Here is an 18052-nt window from a genome sequence, read left to right as displayed (position 1 = left end):
GATTTTTCAACAGGATAAGCCATGCCTCTGACCATTGCCCAGCGCCTCGATCGTCTGAAAGTTCGCATTGCCGAGTTGGCGCATTGGCGAGATCGACAAAGTGCTGCGATCGACGGCTGGACTTTCGAGGGCGAGCCGATTGGCCATCACCAGGATTGGCCGCACCGCCAGGGAGTGGTGCATTTTGCCGCGACCGCTGAAGCGCCGGAGGCGTGGCCTCTCGACGATATTCGCCTGCAGCTCGACCTCGGCGGAGAGAGCCTGATCACTCTCAGCTACCCCGACGGTGAGACGGAAACATTCGGTCTCGATCCCTATCATCAGGAATTCCCCGTGAGGGGCCGCCGCTTTTCGATCGCGACGGAAACCGTCGCCCGCTTTCCGTTCGGCGAGCCCAATCGAGCGCCCAAGCTCAACAAGGCCCGGTTTATCTGGCTCGACAGTCCCGCTCACCGTCTGCATCTTCTGTTGAAGCAGGTTGCCGAGGCGATCGATGCGCTCGGCGAGCATGAAGTTGTGCCGCACCTGATGGATGCCGCCGAGCATGCCTTGCGCAGCCTCGACTGGCCGTCGGATACGGCAGCCTATATCTCCCGCACATCGAGCGCCGTCATGCAGCAGAAGATCTGGGAACTGCCGGAGCTTGAGGTTAATCCGGCAGGACTCACGGATGAGCAGAGCGGCTCGGCAGCCACGGCCTTCGAGGCTCTGACGGCGCGGTTGAAGGAGCTTCAGAAGCGCTTCCCGCCGAATGGAGAACTGCTGCTGACGGGCCATGCGCATATCGATCTCGCCTGGCTTTGGCCTTATCGCGAGACGCGGCGGAAAATGCGGCGCACCTTCAATACGGCGCTGTCGCTGATGGAACGCTCCGACGATTTCCGCTTCAATCAATCGACCGCCCATTATTACGCGCAGATGGAAGAGGAAGACCCGGAGCTTCTCGAGCGCATCAAGAAGAAGGTCGCGGACGGAAAGTGGGAAACCGTCGGAGGCATGTGGGTTGAGCCCGACACCAACATGCCGACCGGCGAAAGCCTCGCCCGTCAGGTTCTCTATGGCCAGCGTTATTTCGAAAAGACTTTCGGCACACGCCATACGGTCTGCTGGCTGCCCGATTGCTTCGGCTTTTCAGGCGCGCTGCCGCAAATCCTGAGACAGGGCGGCATCGACAGCTTCTTCACGATCAAGGTCAATTGGAGCGAGACCAACCATATCCCCTCCGATCTCTTCTGGTGGAAGGGCCTCGATGGCAGCCGGGTGCTGACCCACACGTTCGACAATCCGATGCAGGGTTATAACGGCTTCGTGCAACCCGATTGCTACGTGCCGACATGGAAGAATTTCCGCGGCAAGACCCAGCACGATACTTCGCTGCTGGCTGTCGGTTACGGAGACGGCGGCGGGGGCGTCACGCCCGAGATGGTCGAGCGCGAAGTGCAGTTGCGCGATTTCCCGGCAATCCCGCAGGCGCGATGGGGCACCGTCAAAAGCTATTACGAGCAGGCCCACCGTACCGCATCGAAAAAGAACCTTCCGGTGTGGGATGGTGAAATCTATCTCGAACTGCACCGCGCCACGCTGACGTCGCAAAGCGGCGTCAAGCGCAAGCACCGCCAGGCCGAACGGGCGCTGATCACCGCCGAAACCATCGCTTCGCTGGCGCATATGCTCGGAGCAGACAGGCCCCGAAACCTCGAAGCGGATTGGCGCGTTGTTCTGAAGAACGAGTTTCACGACATTCTGCCGGGCTCGAGCATCCGTGAAGTCTATCAGGATGCGGAGCAGGAACTGGGCGGCGTCATCGAACATGCCAAGGCCGAGCAGGCAAAGTCATTGCAGGCGCTGTCGGCCAAGCTGCCGAAGGGCGGCGTTGGCGGCGCCCTCGTCGTCGTCAATCCGTCGCTTTCGCCGAGGCCGCTCAGCGCGACACTCTCTGACGGCACGGTCATTGCGGCCGCCGATCTCGTCGCGCCCTTGTCCGTCGCAGTCTTCGACAAGGGCTCGCTCAAGCCGGCGGGCGGGCTGAAGGCCGGTCCCGACCGTCTCGAAAACGAGCACCTCTCGGTCTCCATCGGCAGGGACGGGGCGGTTGCAAGCCTCGTTCACAAGGCCACAGGCCGGGAGGCGGTCGACGGCTCGGCAAATCAGCTCTGGGTCTATCCGGCCGACAAGCCGCGCAACTGGGACGCCTGGGATATCGACGCGGATTATGCAGAAAAGGCCGTCCGCCTCGACGCGCCGGACAGTATCACCCTCGTTGAAGAAGGGCCGCACCGCGCGGCGATCCGCGTCGTTTACCGCTACCGGAATTCGAGCGTCACGCAGACCTATGTACTGACGGCCAACGCCAGGCGGCTCGACATTGAAACGACGATCGACTGGCATGACCGCCGCACCCTTCTACGCACGCTGAACCCGGTCGCCGCGCAGGCCCGCAAGGCGACGTTCGAATGCGCCTTCGGCATCGTCGAGCGGGCAACGCACACGAATACGTCCTGGGAGCAGGCGATGTTCGAGGCCGTCGCGCACCGCTTCGTCGATATCAGCGAGCCGGACTTCGGGGTCGCGCTGCTCAACAATGCCAAATACGGCCACAGCGCGCGCGGCAACGTGATCGGCATGAGCCTCGTGCGCGGGCCGATCTATCCCGATCCGCTGGCAGATGAAGGCGAGCAGAGCTTCACCTATGCGCTGATGCCGCATGAAGGCGCCTGGCATGAAGGCGGCGTTCTCGACGAGGCGATTGATCTCAACCAACCGCTCGTCTCGGCTGAATCCAGCAGTCTCTCCGCCGGCACTTTCGCGCCGCTTGCGGTCACCGGCATCCCTGTCGCGTTCTCAGGCCTGAAGCCGGCGGAAGAGGGCGACGGCCTCATCCTGCGCCTTTATGAACCGGCCGGCCGGCGCGGCAGGCTCGCCCTCAACTTGCCTTCCGGATGGGCAGCATCGCAGCCGCTGAACATTCTGGAAGAGCCGATGGAGCGGAAAGGGCCCGCCGATATCATGCCGTTCGAAATCCGGACGTGGAAGCTGCAAAGAGCCTGATGTTCATTTCCGGGCAGACCGCGCCTCGCCACTTCGATGCCGCGGGGCGCTATGGACTCACCAGAAATGAGACAAACTGGACAAATGGGTGATTTGAGACTATATCAGCTCCTGTAAGAATGGAGATTGTTTCATGGCTGGTTCCCATGTGCATTTGGATCGCGCTCGTCAGGCACAAGTCGCCGATCGTGTTGCCGCCAAAGTCGCCGATGTCCTGAAAGCCGACGCTGCATTCGAGTCCGGCTCGGTTGCCCTGTCCGCCAGAATTGCGGGAGCGGCGGCCGCGGCCATTGTCGATCTTCCCGTTAGCGTGCGACGCGAACTCAGCAAGCGACAGGGCGAACTTGCCCGCCGCATTCGCGGTCTGGTGGAGACCTTCAGCGATGCACCTGATGGCGGCAAGATCGCGCTTGAAATTCCGAAGGCCGTGGATCCCTCCAAAGGCGAAGGGCTTGGGAAGATTGCCACGGCGGAGGAAGGCGAGCGATTGCTGGGCGAGCTTGCGGTTGCCCGCAAGCTCGAGGAATGGGCGGGGCCGGTCGCCGGCGCAAACGAACTCCTGCGCGATTTCGGAATAGCGCGCTCCACCCTCAATCGCTGGCAGCATGCCGGCGAGGTCATCGCACTGCTGAAAGGAACGAGGAAGCATGTCTATCCGATCGAACAATTCATCGACGGGCGTCCGGTAAAGGGCATTGGAACGATTGCCGCTCTCGTTTCCAATCAGCGGGTGGCATGGCTGTGGCTCAGCCAGCCGAACCCCATGCTGGGCGGGCGCAGACCCATAAACCTCTTGAAACAGGATCATGCGGACGAGGTCGTCGACGCGGCCCAGACCTATTTCGCCGCGCAATGACGCTCGACAAGGCCGTCCTGCAGCGCCTCGCCGTTCGCGCCGACGTCACCGGCTATGTCAGAATCATCTCGCGCGCTCACGCCGCGACGCCTCTCGGTATGGGCTTCGGCAAGACGCGGTTTTCGAGCCCGAGGGATAAGTTCCGGTTGCTCTATCTCGCTCAGGATCCCGCGACGGCGATCGCCGAGACGATCGTTCGTGACCGGTTTCAAGGCAAGGCCGAGCGATTGATACTGCGGGAGGAGTTCGACCGCTATTCGATCGCCGTTATCCGAAACCCCAATCCGCTTTTCCTGCTGGACCTGCGCTATGAAGGCGCAAACCTGCTCGGGGTCTCGACAGATGCCATTCGAGCCAGAGCACAGACCAGCGGACGCCGACTCAGTCAGGAAATCTACGATCGCACCGATTTTGACGGCATTCTCTACATGTCCCGGATTACCAACAAGCAGTGCGTTGCCATCTATGATCGCGCTACGGCCAGCATTGAGGCCGACAGCCCCGCATGGGATCTCATCCGCTTGTCCGCGCTCGGCTCCATACTCGATGCCTTGCACCTTACGGTCGTAGATAGGGAATGATGTCCCATCGGTGAGAAGGACGCGCGGCGCTGTCGTGCTTCGGCATTCGGCCGATCTCGATCATCGCGACAAACTTGGCGCCGGCCGGAAAGCGTCGGGGTCCGGCGGCAAAGTTTTTGACCACGAAATCCACGAAAGCGCGCACTTTCGGTGGCCAGACGAGCGAGAGGGCGCCGAACGGCATCGTCAAGGAGGTGAGGACGGGGACCAGAGTTCCGGCTCGCATGTGCGACTCTGCGACGTAGACCGGGCAAATGCGCGAGGCCGAGACCATCTTGGGCTAGCCGCAGCCCTGCATCCGTATTGTTGAATGTAAGACTTCTCGGCAGAAGCAGCCGCTCGTATGGCTTGCTGGTCGGCCAAAGATATCACGAAGCCGTAAACCGCATCATGATCTGGTTGGCCCGCTTTGACGGGTGCTAGATCTCTCTTCTAACGAGGCGTCGACTGGAAGCCGCAAGCCGAAGCTCAACCGTCGAAACCAAGGCTCGCCAGCAGGCGGCTGACATAGGCTTCCAACCCGCCGACCATGTCGAAGCGGGTGGGATCGCGCAGCCAGAGCATCTGAAGGCCGTCCATCACGGCGATCAGCTCGGCCGCCATCGCCTTGCCATTAATCTTGCCGTCGATCGAGCCATCGGCGACGGCCTGCTCGAAGGTGGCGGCGATGTCGTTCTGCAGCTGGGTGGCACGATCGAGAAACCATGCCTTGGCCGGGTGATCCTTCATAAGGCTCTCGGCGTTCAGGATGGCGAAGGCCCTGACGACCTCGATCATTTCGGCGTTGCGGCGGAAGACCTCGACCATGCCCTTGAGCAGGCCGCGGAGGTCGGAACGATAGGGCCCGATGAAGCTTTCGCTTTCGAGATCGCGCTTGTCCAGAATGGCGAGCAGCAGATCAACCTTGGTCGGGAAATGGTGCAGCAGGCCGGGCAGCGACAGGCCGACGTCGCGGGCAACATCCGCGATGGCGGCACTCTGGTAGCCGTCTTCGGCGAAGCGCCGCATCGCAGCCGTCAGGATCTCCGCGCGGCGCGCTTCGCCCTTGCGGGATCTGCGTCGTCGCTTTTCGTCCTGTCCGGTCTCCGATTCGAATAACTCTGCCATCGTCTCTCCCGTCGATTTCTCCGGCGCTCTTTATCCATACATCAGGCTTCGCCAGTTGACATCTTAAAAATACCGAGTAATCGGTAGGTTTAAGAACTGCCTTGCGTGCTGAGAAGGCCGCGTTTGCCGCCGGTTGAGTTAGCACCGCGTATGCTCCGGTAATACTTCGCAGCACCCGAATTCCATTGAAGGGGAGGTTTGCATGATAGATTCCATTCTCGACAAGATGACGCTCGAGGAGCAGGTCTCCCTGCTGTCCGGCGCCGACTTCTGGACGACGGTTCCCGTCGAGCGTCTGGATGTGCCGAAGATCAAGGTGACGGACGGGCCGAATGGGGCTCGCGGCGCGGGTTCGCTGGTTGGCGGCGTCAAGGCGACCTGTTTTCCAGTCGCCATCGCGCTCGGCGCCACCTGGAATCCCGATCTCGTCGAGCGCATGGGCGTGGCCCTTGCCCACCAGGCAAAGAGCAAGGGTGCCGCCGTGCTGCTCGCGCCCACGGTGAATATCCATCGTTCCGGCCTCAACGGCCGGAATTTCGAGTGTTATTCCGAGGATCCGATACTGACCGCGGAACTCGCTGTCGCCTATATCAAGGGCGTGCAGAGCCAGGGGATCGCTGCGACGATCAAGCACTTCGCCGGCAACGAATCCGAGATCGAGCGGCAGACCATGTCTTCCGATATCGACGAGCGGATACTGCGCGAAATCTACTTTCCGCCCTTCGAACAGGCGATCCGCCGCGCCGGCGTGATGGCCGTCATGTCTTCCTATAACCGCCTCAACGGCACCTATACGAGCGAGCATGCGTGGCTGCTGACCACGGTGCTGCGCGAGGAATGGGGGTTCGACGGCATCGTCATGTCCGACTGGTTCGGTTCGCATTCGACGGCCGAGACGATCAATGCCGGTCTTGATCTCGAAATGCCCGGTCCGGCGCGCGATCGCGGCGAGAAGCTGGTTGCCGCCGTGCGCGAGGGCAGGGTCGAAGCCGCAACCGTGCGCGCGGCGGCGCGACGAATCCTGCTGCTGCTCGAGCGGGTCGGCGCGTTCGAAAAGAGGCCCGACCTCACGGAGCAGGCAGTCGACCTGCCGGAAGACCGGGCGCTGATCCGGCGTCTCGGCGCAGAGGGCGCGGTCCTCTTGAAGAACGACGGCATCCTACCGCTTGCCAAAACGTCGCTCGACCGGATCGCCGTCATCGGACCCAACGCCGCGAGCGCGCGCGTTATGGGCGGCGGCAGCGCGCACATCGCCGCCCATTACACAGTCAGCCCGCTCGAAGGGATTCGAGCCGCTCTTTCCAATGCCAACAGCGTCAGCCACGCCGTCGGCTGCCGCCACAACCGTCTGATCGAGGTGGCGAAGGGAAAGATCACCGTCGAATATTTCAAGGGGCGTGGTTGCCAGGGCACACCGCTTCATGTCGAAACCGTCGACAAGGGTGAGTTCTTCTGGTTCGAGCTGCCATCGGCCGAGCTCGATCCCACCGATTTCTCGGCTCGGATGACGATGCAATTTGTGCCCGAGGAGAGCGGCGATCATGTCTTCGGCATGACCAATGCCGGACTGGCGCGGCTCTTCGTCGATGGCAAGCTGACGGTTGACGGCCGTGACGGCTGGACACGCGGCGAAAACTATTTCGGCACCGCCAATGACGAACAGCGCGGCACGGTGGCGCTCGATGCGGGCAAGGCCCGTACCGTCACCGTCGAGTACGACACACCGGTGGCGAACGGGGAGGGGATCAACCTCACGGCCATTCGCTTCGGCGTCGAAAAGCCCTTGGGCGAGGCCGATATGCGGGAAGCCGTCGACACGGCGCTGAATGCCGATGTGACGTTTCTCTTCGTCGGCCGCGACGGCGAATGGGATACCGAGGGTTTGGACCTGCCCGACATGCGGCTTCCGGGCCGGCAGGAAGAGCTGATCGAGCGGGTTGCAGCCGTCAACGCCAACACCGTGGTCGTCCTGCAGACCGGCGGCCCGGTGGAAATGCCCTGGCTCGGCAAGGTTCGCGCCGTGTTGCAGATCTGGTATCCCGGGCAGGAGCTGGGCAATGCCGTCGCCGATGTCCTGTTCGGCGATGTCGAGCCCGGCGGACGCCTGCCGCAGACCTTCCCGAAGGCGCTTGCCGACAATTCCGCCATGACGGGCGATCCAGCCGTCTATCCGGGTAAGGATGGGCATGTGCGCTATGCCGAGGGCGTGTTCGTAGGCTACCGGCACCACGATACACGCGCCGTCGAGCCGCTCTTCCCCTTTGGTTTCGGCCTTGGCTATACGCGCTTCGGCTGGGGCGAGCCGCGCCTGTCGGCCAGCGACATGGGTGCCGAAGGCGTGACCGTCAGCGTCGATCTGACCAATATCGGCGACCGGGCCGGGTCGGAACTAGTCCAACTCTATGTGCGTTCGCCAAAGTCCAAGGTGGAGCGGCCGGACAAGGAACTGCGCGCCTTCGCAAAGCTTTCGCTGCTGCCCGGTGAAACAGGGACAGCCGTGATGAAGATCCTGCCACGTGATCTCGCTTATTTCGACGTTGAGGCCGGCGCCTTCCGCGCCGAGCCCGGCGACTACCAGCTGGTCGTTGCGGCAAATGCCGCGGACATCAGGTTCATCATCGATCTGTCGTCACCGCTCGACACCCTGTTGCCGCCTGCATACGCACCGGCCAGCGTCATCGGGTAGCTCGCTGCCTCGACTATGCCGACTATTCGACCGGCGAGGTGCGCGCTCGACAGGGCAGTTCGGGCGCGACGATCTCTCACCGGAATTTCAACCGGCTTGGACCCTGGACGTCACCCAGGGAAGCGAGCGTCGCAGTCCCTTGCCTAAGGTGATCCGCGGTAGCGCCTTCGTCATCAAGGGCTTTGAGCGCCGCGAGGATGTCGGCATAACGCACCGGGGATGGTACGCCAGGCGGCTGCCGTAGAGCCGGAACGGACTCTACCGCATAGAGATCTGAAGCCCACGACGCCAGGATCGCTCTCTTCTCCTGCGCGGAGATGTCGGCGGCAAGAACTTCGTTCGGAGAGGTGAAATGAAGATGGGGATGAAGAATGTGCGAGGCGGAGATCGCCTCGATAACGCCATCCGGAGGGGTCGTGCTGATGCTTTTGCCGGTCATGAACTTCTCCCAGAAAATTCCACGCAAGCGAAGAACATCTTCAGGCACCATTCGATTTAGGTGAAGGAAAACAGCGTTCAAGAGGCTTGCGGTCTGCCGGAAGCGTCGACCAAAAAATTTTTTAGATGTCCTCTTGAATCGAAAAACGCTCGAAACCAGATCATTTTCGTCGACAGCGCAAAGGCGGGTCGACCAGACCGGAGACGCGTTTTCGACGCGTCTCCATTCCATGTTGCTTTACGGAGGATATGGCTATGAGAAACGAACTTGACTTCGCACCCCTTTACCGGTCCAGCATCGGCTTCGACCGGGTCTTCAACCTCTTGAACAATGCGCAGCGGCTGCAGGCGATCGAGACCTGGCCACCCTATGACATCGTCAAGACGAGCGAAGACGACTATCGTATCCAGATGGCAGTCGCCGGTTTCGCCGAGGCCGATCTCGAAATCACCCAGGAGCGGAACGTGCTCGTGGTGAAAGGCCAGAAGGCCGAAGGGAAGGATGGCGAATATCTGCATCGCGGCATTGCCGGGCGGGCGTTTGAACGTCGCTTCGAACTGGCGGACCACGTCAGGGTCGAGAATGCGTCCCTGACGAACGGTATTCTCTCGATCGCGCTGAAGCGTGAGGTGCCGGAAGCCATGAAGCCGCGCAAGATCGCAATTGGAGACGGCTCCTTTCAGCAGGCGCCTCTTCAGATCGAAGCCGAGCGCCAGGTGGCTTAAGGAGGGCTTCTCGATGAAGTCCCGGAAAAAGCCGTTCACGGTCGAAATCAGGAAACGCCGCGGGGCAAGTGCAAAGGACGCGGGAAAGCGTGTGCTCTCGAAGCTTCTTGACAAGCTCCGCTCCGGAGCCTCGGTTCCGGTAGCGCGATCCTGAATTGAGTTGGATGCAGGAGGGCCGGCTTGGTGGCCGGCCCTTTGTCCGACGGACCACCCTACTGGCTTCGCCGCATCCCCCAAATGCTCCTACGCCACGTCGTCTTGCCGCGAATTACCTGGCTTCGTCCCCTGTTGCACAAGGGCATTCGCGAAGAGATCAGACGGCGTCGGGCTGCTTGCGGAGATTGGAGACGACGCGCCGGTTCTGCACTTTGCAGGAGCGCTCTGTGCAATCGCGGACTTCGCGCTCGTTCCCGTAACCCTTGGCCCACATCCGTTTTGCGTCCACGCCCTTTGAGATAAGATAAGCCATTGCCGCGTCGGCACGCTTCTGCGACAGCGTCTCCATGTTGGACGCGGACCCTGAATCGTCGGCGAATCCTTGCAGCTTGAGCATCCAGGTCGGGTTGTTGTTGAGCCAGCTGGCTTGTTTGTCCAACGTCGCCATGGCGACGGAATCGAGCTTGGCAGAGTCCTGTGTAAAATAGATCCGTCGGCCGACATTCAGGATAAAATCTTCCGCGCTGCCAGCCGCGACGTTTTCGAAACCAGGCGCCGGATCGTTCGTCTGGCCGGTCATTGGCACCGCCGCAGGTTCTTCGAGCGAGGCGAGTTCGGTGGTAGAGCAGGCGGCAAGCGCCAAGAGCATTGTCGCGGCGAGAAGGCGCCAGGTAAATCCGGTCGCAATAGAGATCAAGGTGAAATTCCTTATTCGACCGGGGTTGTCTGGCTGACCTGAGTGGCGCTTTCAGCCTGGTCTGCAATATGCGGCAGAACCTGCACCGCAGTGCCGATGGGGCAACGCTGGTAAAGATCGATGGCGTCTTCGTTGAACATGCGGATACAGCCGCTGGAGGCATCCTTGCCGATACTCCAAGGCTCCAGCGTGCCGTGGAATCGATAGCCGGTGTCGACGCCGTCGCGATGCAGGTACATGGCGCGGGGGCCGAGCGGATTCTTCGGTGAGCCTCCCGCCACGAATTCGGGCAGTTCGGGGTGGCGCTTGCGCATCTCCGGCGGTGGCGTCCAACGCGGCCAAAGCGATTTGGCGTCGATCGTGGCACGGCCAAACCATTTGAAGCCCTCGCGGCCGACGCCGACGCCGTAGCGGATGGCCGTCTTGTTCTCCATGATCACGTAGAGAAAATGGTGCCGCGTATCGACCACAACGGTGCCGATCGGCTCGCTGCTGAAATATTTGACGACCTGGCGGTGCCACTTCCTGTCGATCTTGGAAAAGTTGGTCCTTCGGAACGTCACGCCATTGTCGACGGTGGTGCCGTCGAAATAGGAAGACGCCGCGGCGAAGACCGGTTTCCGGACTGCACCGGCGCCAAGTAACGCCAATCCACCAAGCACAATATTTCTGCGAGTCCACGGCATCGGCAATATCCCCCTTAGAGCCAAGCAGCGAAGCGTCAGTAAATCAGATTTTTCATTTGCGACAATAGAAAAATCATCTCCACCCTAAAGGCAGAGATCGGGTCGCGGGCCTCCTGTGTCTGGTATTGCCCCATCTTGCTCTGGAATGCCGCAGCGCTTCGAGTTAAAGGGCCGGGGATTCATCTCCTCTGAAGACCGGCATGTACTCTTTACGAGATGGCGCTTCCGCAACCGCCTGCGAGCCGATGCTCCTCACACGCGGGAGTTCCGTTTGTTGTGCGGATGCCTTCGCAAGATCACCAAGCATCCGTCGCGCCACGCCAGGGACCACATGATGGGGCAAATGCCCGACACCTTCCAGCAATCTGACGATCGGCCCCGGATGCTTCCTGCAAAGCCAATCGATATGCCAGTTCGGTGAAATCACGCGGTCCGCCATCCCGAAAAGAACGTGCAGGGGAAGATCGCCAGGCAGATCTGGAAGGCGCTCCATGTCTCGGTTGAAGGCGCGCAACTCGTCGGCCATCGTGCGGATGGTAGTGGGATTGACCACGTGAGAGGCCGGCAGGTCCGAGAGATGGGAAGGTAGTGGATTGGGAAAAAAGGACGACCGCAGACCTCGATCAAGAAAGAATGCTGGCCACCGGCCGATGACGTGCTGGCGGATCAACGGCCCGACCACCGGAGCGACCGCCGATCTAAGCACAATCAATGGCTTCGAAGGCACAGGCGCGCAACATGGGGAAATGAGAAAAAGTCCGCTGACGAGGTCTGGTCTTCTTGCAGCAAGGTGTAACGCCGCTGCGCTGCCGATCGAGTGCGCCACAATCCTCACCTCCGGCAGGTCAAGAGACGCGAGAAGGCGTTCAAGCCAGAAGGACTGTCCCTCAGGTCCACGCTCAGCCGGTGCAAGCGGCGTGCTTAGTCCATAGCCAGGCCGGTCGGGTGCAATGATCCGGAAATCGCTGTTGTCGAAGGGAAGCAAAATTTCCTGCGCAAGGCTGCCGCAGCCATGCAGGAGGACGACTGGAATGCCATGTGAGTTGCCACCGTCAAGGATGTGAACATCCTGATCTTCAACGTGAATTGTTGTTCCGAGCGTCGGCTGGAGTGGCTTCACTAACATGAACCGCATAACTAAAATCGGAAGAAGAAGTTCCGGCCGGTTGCGGGACGGCGCCTACGGCAATGAGCCGTTAGAGTAGGGTGGAAGGGAGGCCCAGCGTTGCCGCCTTATCTGTGCTACCATCATCGCGGTCTCGAAGCGGAAAGATCGAATGCTCCTTCAGCGTGTCAGTTTCTATGTGCTTCTGGTCCTCGTGACCATTGCGTTCGTCGCCGTCGTGCTACCGTTCTATTCGGCGATATTCTGGGCAGTCGTCCTCGCTATCATCTTCTTCCCGCTTCACGCCCGTATAGAGGCTCGGCTGGGTGGGCGGGGAAACCTTGCTGCAGCGCTGTCTGTGTTGATCTGTCTCTGCGTGGTTATCATTCCCGGGCTGATCGTCCTCAGTTCACTCGTCCAGCAGGGCAACCATCTCTACCAACGTATGGACACTGGCGAGATCGACGTCCGGAGCTTTATTCATAACCTGCAGGAAGCATTGCCCTTGTTCCTTCGCGACTGGCTCCGGAGCATCGAGCTGAACGGCGTCGATACGTTTCAGGATCGCGTTTCCTCGGCATTGATGCAGGGCGGCGGTTTTTTTGCCGGACGCGCCTTAAGCCTAGGTCAGAACACCCTGCGGTTCTTCGTCACCTTCGGCGTGATGCTCTATCTCCTGTTCTTCATGTTCCGGGATGGGCGCGCCCTTGCCCGCGCCATCAGAAGAGCGCTGCCTCTCAGCGATGCCCATACCCTTCGCTTCACTTCCAAATTCACTTCGGTCGTTCACGCGACCGTGCGAGGCAACATTATCATCGCCATCATCCAGGGTTCGATCGGCGGCATCGCCTTCTGGGCCCTCGGCGTCGAGCCAGCCCTGCTGTGGGGCGTACTGATGAGCTTCCTGTCGCTGCTGCCTGCGGTCGGCGCCGCATTGATCTGGGTGCCCACGGCCATTTACCTGGCCCTGGCCGGCTTTTGGGTGAAGGCGATTGTGCTGGTTGCGGTCGGCGCCCTCGTCATCGGTCTTGTCGATAATCTTCTGCGGCCGCGCCTGGTCGGCAGGGAGACCAAGCTTCCCGACTATGTTGTCCTCATTTCCACCATTGGCGGCATTTCTCTACTAGGCATCAATGGTTTCGTGATCGGGCCGCTGATAGCCGCTCTCTTCATCGCCGCTTGGGGGATATTCGTGGAGGAGGAGGGCACGTCGGATTCCTGACGATGCGGCCGGAGCAATTAACGATGGCTTCCGGAACTTTCGTCTCCCTGGCTGGTTTGATAGATTCGAACCATCATCATGTTCAATCGACGCCAACCGCAAGGTCGGTTTTCGGGGCCTATGTTACTATAGTGATCCGAGCAAGGTGCGGAAAGTGCGCCACGGACTGCCGGCAGAAGTCCAAGCCCTCTGGTCGGATCCTGATAAGCCCCGTTGAAGATGGGTCGAGGAGTGACCAGGAGGAGTGGGCATAAATGGAGCCGCCTCCTTTCGGAACGACTCTCACCGCAACGTTTGACGTTCCGCTAACCGCACAAGCAGGAGGAAAGACCATGAAAGTGTCAGAGATCATGTCGCGCGATGTAGAAATCGCCAACCCTAATCAGACGATAGCCGAGATCGCGAGATGCATGGCCGACAGGCAGATCGGCTTCCTGCCGGTCGGCGACAACGACCGGCTCGTCGGAACCATCACGGACCGCGATCTCGTCGTGCGCGGGCTTGCCGGCGGACTCGGGGGCGATGCAAAGGTGCGCGAAGTCATGTCGCGCGATGTCAAATATTGTTTCGAAGACGAAGATGTCGACGACGTGACCCGCAATATGGGGCAGGTCCAGGTCCGCCGCCTTCCCGTCGTCAATCGTGACAAACGGCTTACCGGCGTCATCTCGCTCGGCGATGCGTCCCTGGCGGACACCGCTGCAGCGGGAGCCGGGTTGAAAAAAGTGTCCCGCCCGGGCGGCGCTCATGCACATTAGAACAGGGATGATTTTAGGCCTGAAGCAATCAGCAATCCTATCGTTTGAGATCATTCATCGTTGAGGTGGCAAGCCGACAAGTGCCCCGGTGCAATTTCCTTTTTCACCGGCGCTTCCATATGACAGCGGTCCATCGCAAACGGGCATCGCGGATGGAAGTGACAGCCTTTTGGCGGGTTTATCGGGCTGGGGAGTTCGCCATCGACGGGCTTGAACTGTCGCTTGCCGGGTTCGATGCGCGGCACCTCGGCCAAGAGCGCTTTCGTGTAGGGATGATTGGGCCGCGCGAAGACCTCCTCGACGGGCGCCTCTTCGACGATGCGGCCGAGATACATGATCGCAACGCGATCGGAAATATGTTCCACGACGCCGAGATCATGGCTGACGAACAAATAGGTCAGGTCAAGCTTGTCACGAAGTTCCATGAACAGGTTGATGACCTGGGCCTGAATGGAAACGTCGAGTGCGGCGACGCTTTCGTCACAGACGAGGAATTTCGGCTGCACGGCGAGCGCGCGCGCAATATTGACACGCTGCCGCTGGCCACCGGAAAACTGGTGCGGGTATCGCTTTTTCATGGCCGGGTCGAAACCGGCCAGCATCAAATATCTGTCGACATAGGCATCGCGTTCCGTCGAGCGGGCAAGCCCATGCGTTCGAGGCGCCTCCCAGATAAGCTGCTCGACGGTCATCCTCGGATTGAGCGCCGCCATCGGGTTCTGGAAGATCATCTGGCTGGCGAGACCGAACTGATGCTGCTCGCCTTTCGACATGGCGCTTCGATCCATCCCCTTCCAGAGAATCTGGCCCTGGCTTGGCGAGGTGATCCCTGCAATGGCGCGGCCGAGCGTCGACTTCCCGCAGCCGCTTTCACCGACAAGGCCGACAACCTCTCCGGGCCGGATGCTGAGGCTGACATTATCAAGCGCGTGAACGACAGGCGCCGGTTTGGCCAGTTTGAGCTTGAGCGCGATCTTGGCGGCGAGATCGGGCTTGGCTCCGAAGCGCTGCGACACGTTCCTCGCTTCGATCAGGGGCGCGGCGATCGCCGTCATCATACTACCTCTTTCGTTACGGGATGAATGCAACGGAAGGAACGATCGCCTTCCGGCATGAGCGCCGGCATGACCAGACAGCCGTCGGTTGCCCGATCACAGCGCGTACGAAAACTGCATCCCTGTGGGAGGCGGTTGATGGCCGGCGTCATGCCGCGGATCTGGCGAAGCGGCTCTCCGCGTCTGTTTTGCGAAGGAACGGACGCGATCAGACCGGCGGTGTAGGGATGGTGAGGATCGGTCAGAACCTTGCCCACCGGTCCGGTCTCGACGAGGCGGCCGGCATACATGACGGCGATCTCGTCGGCCAATCTTGAAACGATCGCCAGATCGTGGGTGATCCAGATCACCGCCGTATTTCCCTCTTCGGTGAGCTTCTGGAATTCGGAAATGATCTGGCTCTGGATCGTCACATCAAGCGCTGTTGTCGGTTCATCGGCGATGATAAGGTCCGGCTTGTGAAGAAGCGCAATGGCAATCGCCACGCGCTGGCGCATTCCGCCGGAAAACTGATGCGGATAGGCGGCAAGCCTTTCTTCAGGGCTTGGTATTCCGACCAGCGCCAAAGCATCCCGAGCCCGCTGCCGGGCGGCATCCTTCGAGACTCGCTCGTGTGCCTGGACGGCTTCCACCATCTGCGTTCCGACCGTCAGGACCGGATTGAGCGTCATCATCGGATCCTGGAATACCATGGCGATCCGCTTGCCGCGCAGCTGCCGCATTTCTTCGTCCGAATATTTCGCGATGTCGGCGCCGTCGAAGATGACCCTGCCGCCAACAACCCGGCCGGGCTTATCGAGGAGCCGCATGATCGAGAAGCCGGTCACCGACTTTCCGGATCCGGATTCTCCCACAAGACCAAGGACCTTGCCGCGCTCCACCGTAAACGACACATCGTTGACGGCGCAAAGGCTGGGGCGTCCCCTGCCGCCGCCGAATTCGGTGACGAGATTGCTCACTTGCAGCAATGGGGTCATGACATGTTCCTCGGGTTGAGGACATCGCGCAGCCGGTCGCCGACGAGATTGATCGCCGCGATCGTGACCAGAAGGGCAATGCCGGGAAAGAAGCTGATCCAGTAAAGGCCCGTCAGAAGATACTGGTAGCCCGTCGAGATCAGCATGCCGAGCGAGGGTTCGGTCACGGATGCACCGAGACCGAGGAAGGACAAGGTTGCTTCGAGGCCGATTGCCCGGGCGATCTGCATCGTGGCGATGACGATGACCGGCGCAAGACAGTTCGGCAGCAGATGCCTGAAGAGGATGCGCCATCCGGGCAGGCGCAGCATCCGGGCCGCCTCGATATATTCCTTCTCGCGCTCGACCAGAGCGGTGCCGCGGACGGTGCGGGCATAGGTCGCCCATTCGGCGATGATCAGTGCGATCACCACATTGGGCACGCCCTTGCCAAGCACGGCAAGCATCATGAGCGCCATCAATATGGTGGGAAACGACAGCTGCAGGTCAACGAGCCGCATCATCGCGGTTTCCGTGCGCCCTCCCACGTAAGCGGCGAACAATCCGGCTGAGGTTCCGATGATGGCAGCAGCGAAAGCCGACAGAACGCCCACCAGCAACGAGGTACGCAGCCCATAGAGGATGGCGGACAGGATATCGCGGCCCTGGCTGTCGGTACCGAGGTGATAGACAAGCCCGGTCATGGATTCGGACCCCGGCGGCAGTCGTCCATCCATGATGTCGAGCTGCATCAAATCATAGGGATTTTGCGGAGAGATCCATGGCGCAAACAGCGCCAGGCAACAGATGATCACCAGCGTGAGGAAGGCGATCGCGGCTGCCGGAGAGCTGAAGAAATCCGCGATCCCTTTCGACAGACGACTGGGTTCGGGCGTTGGAGCGCTGGTATCTTGCGTTTGTGGTTCGGCCATGGGGTCAAGCCTTTCCTTCCAGCCGGACCCGCGGATCCAGAAGGGTATAACAGATATCGATGATGAAATTGAGGACGACGAAGAGCAGCACCATCATCATGAGGTAGGCGACGATGACAGGGCGATCGAGAAGGTTGATCGAGTCGATGATGAGCTTGCCCATGCCCGGCCAGGCAAAGATGCTTTCGGTGACGACCGAAAAGGCAATGAGTGACCCGAACTCGAGACCGATGATGGTCACCACCGGGATCATCAGGTTCTTGAGAACGTGCACGGAAATGATCCGCCGCTCTCGCAATCCCTTGGCGCGGGCAAACTTCACATAGTCCTGGGGAAGGACCTCCTGCACGCCGGCGCGGGTCAGCCGAAGAATGAGTGACGTCTTGAACAGAGCCAGGTTGAAGGCCGGCAATAAAAGGTGCCGGATGCCGTCCCCGGTCAGAAACGACCATTGTGCGCCGAGAAGCTCCTGCGTCGGGCCGCGGCCATTCGTCGGCAACCAGCCGAGCTCGACGGAAAACACCATGATCAGCATGAGACCGACCCAGAAGGTCGGAAGCGAGAAGCCCAGAATCGAGCCGCTCATGATGAGCTTGGAGGAAATCCGATTGGGGTAGAGCCCTGCATACAGCCCAAGCGGCAGGCCGAACAGCAGCGCGATGCCGAGAGCCGTGATCGCCAGTTCGAGTGTCGCCGGGAGACGTTCGAGGATCAGACCCAGCGCCGGCCGCCCATAAACGAAGCTGTTGCCGAAGTCCCCGTGCAGAAGTCCTTGAAGAAACAGCAGATATTGTTTCCACAGCGGCTGATCCAGGCCGTAATGGGCGATGACGAGTGCCCGCTCCGCCTGATTGGCGTCCGGGTTGATGAGGATGTCGACCGGGTTGCCGATCACATTGACGCCGATGAAGACAATGATCGTCATCGCGACAACGACGAACAGCGCCTGTATCAACCGCCTGATAATGGATGTGACCATTGAACCTCTCCCTACAGCGCCGCGCGTCTTTTCGAGAGCCGCAAAGGACGCTGTAATTTTGAAT

The 18052-nt window shown here is 60.6% G+C and carries 16 protein-coding genes and 1 pseudogene; 7 read left to right on the top strand and 10 right to left on the bottom strand.

Translation table 11 applies throughout. The features are described 5' to 3' along the window. Nucleotides 1–21: 21 nt before the first annotated feature. The 3 genes from RlegSU303_RS25990 to RlegSU303_RS25980 all read left to right on the top strand — a co-directional run bounded on the left by RlegSU303_RS25990 (nucleotide 22) and on the right by RlegSU303_RS25980 (nucleotide 4485). Nucleotides 22–3048, top strand: coding sequence for an alpha-mannosidase (locus RlegSU303_RS25990; RefSeq protein ID WP_131718397.1), 3027 nt, complete (start codon nucleotides 22–24; stop codon nucleotides 3046–3048). A gap of 133 nt (nucleotides 3049–3181) precedes the next feature. Next, nucleotides 3182–3904 carry an antitoxin Xre/MbcA/ParS-like domain-containing protein gene (locus RlegSU303_RS25985; protein WP_131718398.1) on the top strand — a complete coding sequence of 241 codons (723 nt, stop codon included), beginning with the start codon at nucleotides 3182–3184 and terminating at the stop codon, nucleotides 3902–3904. Continuing rightward, on the top strand, nucleotides 3901–4485 hold the full coding sequence (locus RlegSU303_RS25980; RefSeq protein WP_131627157.1) for an RES family NAD+ phosphorylase: 585 nt from the start codon (nucleotides 3901–3903) through the stop codon (nucleotides 4483–4485). Before RlegSU303_RS25985 ends, RlegSU303_RS25980 begins: the two co-directional genes overlap by 4 nt. Nucleotides 4486–4545: 60 nt before the next feature. Here RlegSU303_RS25980 and RlegSU303_RS25975 read toward each other — a convergent pair. Together RlegSU303_RS25975 and RlegSU303_RS25970 are read right to left on the bottom strand one after the other, a co-directional pair. Beyond that, a pseudogene (locus tag RlegSU303_RS25975) lies at nucleotides 4546–4847 on the bottom strand (LysR substrate-binding domain-containing protein); the annotation flags it as partial. A gap of 106 nt (nucleotides 4848–4953) precedes the next feature. Then, complete coding sequence (locus RlegSU303_RS25970) at nucleotides 4954–5592, bottom strand: TetR/AcrR family transcriptional regulator (RefSeq protein ID WP_094088024.1); 639 nt, start codon at nucleotides 5590–5592, stop codon at nucleotides 4954–4956. A gap of 202 nt (nucleotides 5593–5794) precedes the next feature. On the opposite strand from RlegSU303_RS25970, the gene RlegSU303_RS25965 reads away from it, so the two are divergent. After that, nucleotides 5795–8278, top strand: coding sequence for a glycoside hydrolase family 3 C-terminal domain-containing protein (locus RlegSU303_RS25965; RefSeq protein ID WP_231283895.1), 2484 nt, complete (start codon nucleotides 5795–5797; stop codon nucleotides 8276–8278). 76 nt (nucleotides 8279–8354) lie between these two features. Here RlegSU303_RS25965 and RlegSU303_RS25960 read toward each other — a convergent pair whose 3' ends face one another. Continuing rightward, complete coding sequence (locus RlegSU303_RS25960) at nucleotides 8355–8948, bottom strand: hypothetical protein (RefSeq protein ID WP_231283894.1); 594 nt, start codon at nucleotides 8946–8948, stop codon at nucleotides 8355–8357. Between the two features lie 23 nt (nucleotides 8949–8971). Here RlegSU303_RS25960 and RlegSU303_RS25955 point away from each other — a divergent pair, with 23 nt between their 5' ends. Beyond that, nucleotides 8972–9442, top strand: coding sequence for an Hsp20 family protein (locus RlegSU303_RS25955; protein WP_025396923.1), 471 nt, complete (start codon nucleotides 8972–8974; stop codon nucleotides 9440–9442). A 313-nt stretch (nucleotides 9443–9755) separates the two neighbouring features. Here the strand turns inward: RlegSU303_RS25955 and RlegSU303_RS25950 are convergent, their stop codons facing one another. The 3 genes from RlegSU303_RS25950 to RlegSU303_RS25940 all read right to left on the bottom strand — a co-directional run bounded on the left by RlegSU303_RS25950 (nucleotide 9756) and on the right by RlegSU303_RS25940 (nucleotide 12116). Continuing rightward, nucleotides 9756–10247 (bottom strand): OmpA family protein, encoded by a 492-nt coding sequence (locus tag RlegSU303_RS25950; protein ID WP_205920643.1) that lies wholly within the window; start codon nucleotides 10245–10247, stop codon nucleotides 9756–9758. A 59-nt stretch (nucleotides 10248–10306) separates the two neighbouring features. Then, nucleotides 10307–10981 carry a L,D-transpeptidase gene (locus tag RlegSU303_RS25945; protein ID WP_094088026.1) on the bottom strand — a complete coding sequence of 225 codons (675 nt, stop codon included), beginning with the start codon at nucleotides 10979–10981 and terminating at the stop codon, nucleotides 10307–10309. A 163-nt stretch (nucleotides 10982–11144) separates the two neighbouring features. After that, the gene (locus tag RlegSU303_RS25940; protein ID WP_017957356.1) at nucleotides 11145–12116 is read right to left on the bottom strand and encodes an alpha/beta fold hydrolase; all 972 of its coding nucleotides are present in this window, start codon (nucleotides 12114–12116) and stop codon (nucleotides 11145–11147) included. A gap of 142 nt (nucleotides 12117–12258) precedes the next feature. Between RlegSU303_RS25940 and RlegSU303_RS25935 the strand changes: the two genes are divergently transcribed. Together RlegSU303_RS25935 and RlegSU303_RS25930 are read left to right on the top strand one after the other, a co-directional pair. Beyond that, complete coding sequence (locus tag RlegSU303_RS25935; protein WP_017957357.1) at nucleotides 12259–13308, top strand: AI-2E family transporter; 1050 nt, start codon at nucleotides 12259–12261, stop codon at nucleotides 13306–13308. A 332-nt stretch (nucleotides 13309–13640) separates the two neighbouring features. Then, a complete protein-coding gene (locus tag RlegSU303_RS25930; protein ID WP_027664465.1) occupies nucleotides 13641–14066 on the top strand; it encodes a CBS domain-containing protein in 426 nt (141 codons plus the stop codon). A gap of 50 nt (nucleotides 14067–14116) precedes the next feature. Here RlegSU303_RS25930 and RlegSU303_RS25925 read toward each other — a convergent pair whose 3' ends face one another. Genes RlegSU303_RS25925 through RlegSU303_RS25910 form a run of 4 tightly spaced genes read right to left on the bottom strand, consistent with a single transcriptional unit; the run spans nucleotide 14117 to nucleotide 17988 of the window. Continuing rightward, nucleotides 14117–15121: an ABC transporter ATP-binding protein gene (locus RlegSU303_RS25925; RefSeq protein WP_131627162.1), complete on the bottom strand. Its 1005-nt coding sequence runs from the start codon at nucleotides 15119–15121 to the stop codon at nucleotides 14117–14119. Then, the gene (locus RlegSU303_RS25920; protein ID WP_027664463.1) at nucleotides 15121–16098 is read right to left on the bottom strand and encodes an ABC transporter ATP-binding protein; all 978 of its coding nucleotides are present in this window, start codon (nucleotides 16096–16098) and stop codon (nucleotides 15121–15123) included. The genes RlegSU303_RS25925 and RlegSU303_RS25920 overlap by 1 nt, the downstream gene beginning before the upstream one ends. Next, on the bottom strand, nucleotides 16095–17009 hold the full coding sequence (locus RlegSU303_RS25915) for an ABC transporter permease (RefSeq protein WP_131627166.1): 915 nt from the start codon (nucleotides 17007–17009) through the stop codon (nucleotides 16095–16097). Before RlegSU303_RS25915 ends, RlegSU303_RS25920 begins: the two co-directional genes overlap by 4 nt. Nucleotides 17010–17013: 4 nt before the next feature. Then, nucleotides 17014–17988, bottom strand: coding sequence for an ABC transporter permease (locus RlegSU303_RS25910; RefSeq protein WP_072641174.1), 975 nt, complete (start codon nucleotides 17986–17988; stop codon nucleotides 17014–17016). Nucleotides 17989–18052: the final 64 nt, after the last annotated feature.

This window comes from Rhizobium sp. SU303 (genome assembly GCF_021052345.1).
Lineage (GTDB): Bacteria > Pseudomonadota > Alphaproteobacteria > Rhizobiales > Rhizobiaceae > Rhizobium > Rhizobium laguerreae.
This window is presented reverse-complemented; position numbering and strand designations above follow the sequence as displayed.

Coding starts and splice junctions, on each gene's coding strand:
- RlegSU303_RS25935 (WP_017957357.1), top strand. CDS start 12,259: ATGCTCCTTCAGCGTGTCAGTTTCTATGTGCTTCTGGTCCTCGTGACC.
- RlegSU303_RS25950 (WP_205920643.1), bottom strand. CDS start 10,247: ATGCTCTTGGCGCTTGCCGCCTGCTCTACCACCGAACTCGCCTCGCTC.
- RlegSU303_RS25985 (WP_131718398.1), top strand. CDS start 3,182: ATGGCTGGTTCCCATGTGCATTTGGATCGCGCTCGTCAGGCACAAGTC.
- RlegSU303_RS25960 (WP_231283894.1), bottom strand. CDS start 8,948: ATGGAATGGAGACGCGTCGAAAACGCGTCTCCGGTCTGGTCGACCCGC.
- RlegSU303_RS25970 (WP_094088024.1), bottom strand. CDS start 5,592: ATGGCAGAGTTATTCGAATCGGAGACCGGACAGGACGAAAAGCGACGA.
- RlegSU303_RS25930 (WP_027664465.1), top strand. CDS start 13,641: ATGAAAGTGTCAGAGATCATGTCGCGCGATGTAGAAATCGCCAACCCT.
- RlegSU303_RS25925 (WP_131627162.1), bottom strand. CDS start 15,121: ATGACGGCGATCGCCGCGCCCCTGATCGAAGCGAGGAACGTGTCGCAG.
- RlegSU303_RS25990 (WP_131718397.1), top strand. CDS start 22: ATGCCTCTGACCATTGCCCAGCGCCTCGATCGTCTGAAAGTTCGCATT.
- RlegSU303_RS25955 (WP_025396923.1), top strand. CDS start 8,972: ATGAGAAACGAACTTGACTTCGCACCCCTTTACCGGTCCAGCATCGGC.
- RlegSU303_RS25910 (WP_072641174.1), bottom strand. CDS start 17,988: ATGGTCACATCCATTATCAGGCGGTTGATACAGGCGCTGTTCGTCGTT.
- RlegSU303_RS25915 (WP_131627166.1), bottom strand. CDS start 17,009: ATGGCCGAACCACAAACGCAAGATACCAGCGCTCCAACGCCCGAACCC.
- RlegSU303_RS25980 (WP_131627157.1), top strand. CDS start 3,901: ATGACGCTCGACAAGGCCGTCCTGCAGCGCCTCGCCGTTCGCGCCGAC.
- RlegSU303_RS25945 (WP_094088026.1), bottom strand. CDS start 10,981: ATGCCGTGGACTCGCAGAAATATTGTGCTTGGTGGATTGGCGTTACTT.
- RlegSU303_RS25920 (WP_027664463.1), bottom strand. CDS start 16,098: ATGACCCCATTGCTGCAAGTGAGCAATCTCGTCACCGAATTCGGCGGC.
- RlegSU303_RS25940 (WP_017957356.1), bottom strand. CDS start 12,116: ATGCGGTTCATGTTAGTGAAGCCACTCCAGCCGACGCTCGGAACAACA.
- RlegSU303_RS25965 (WP_231283895.1), top strand. CDS start 5,795: ATGATAGATTCCATTCTCGACAAGATGACGCTCGAGGAGCAGGTCTCC.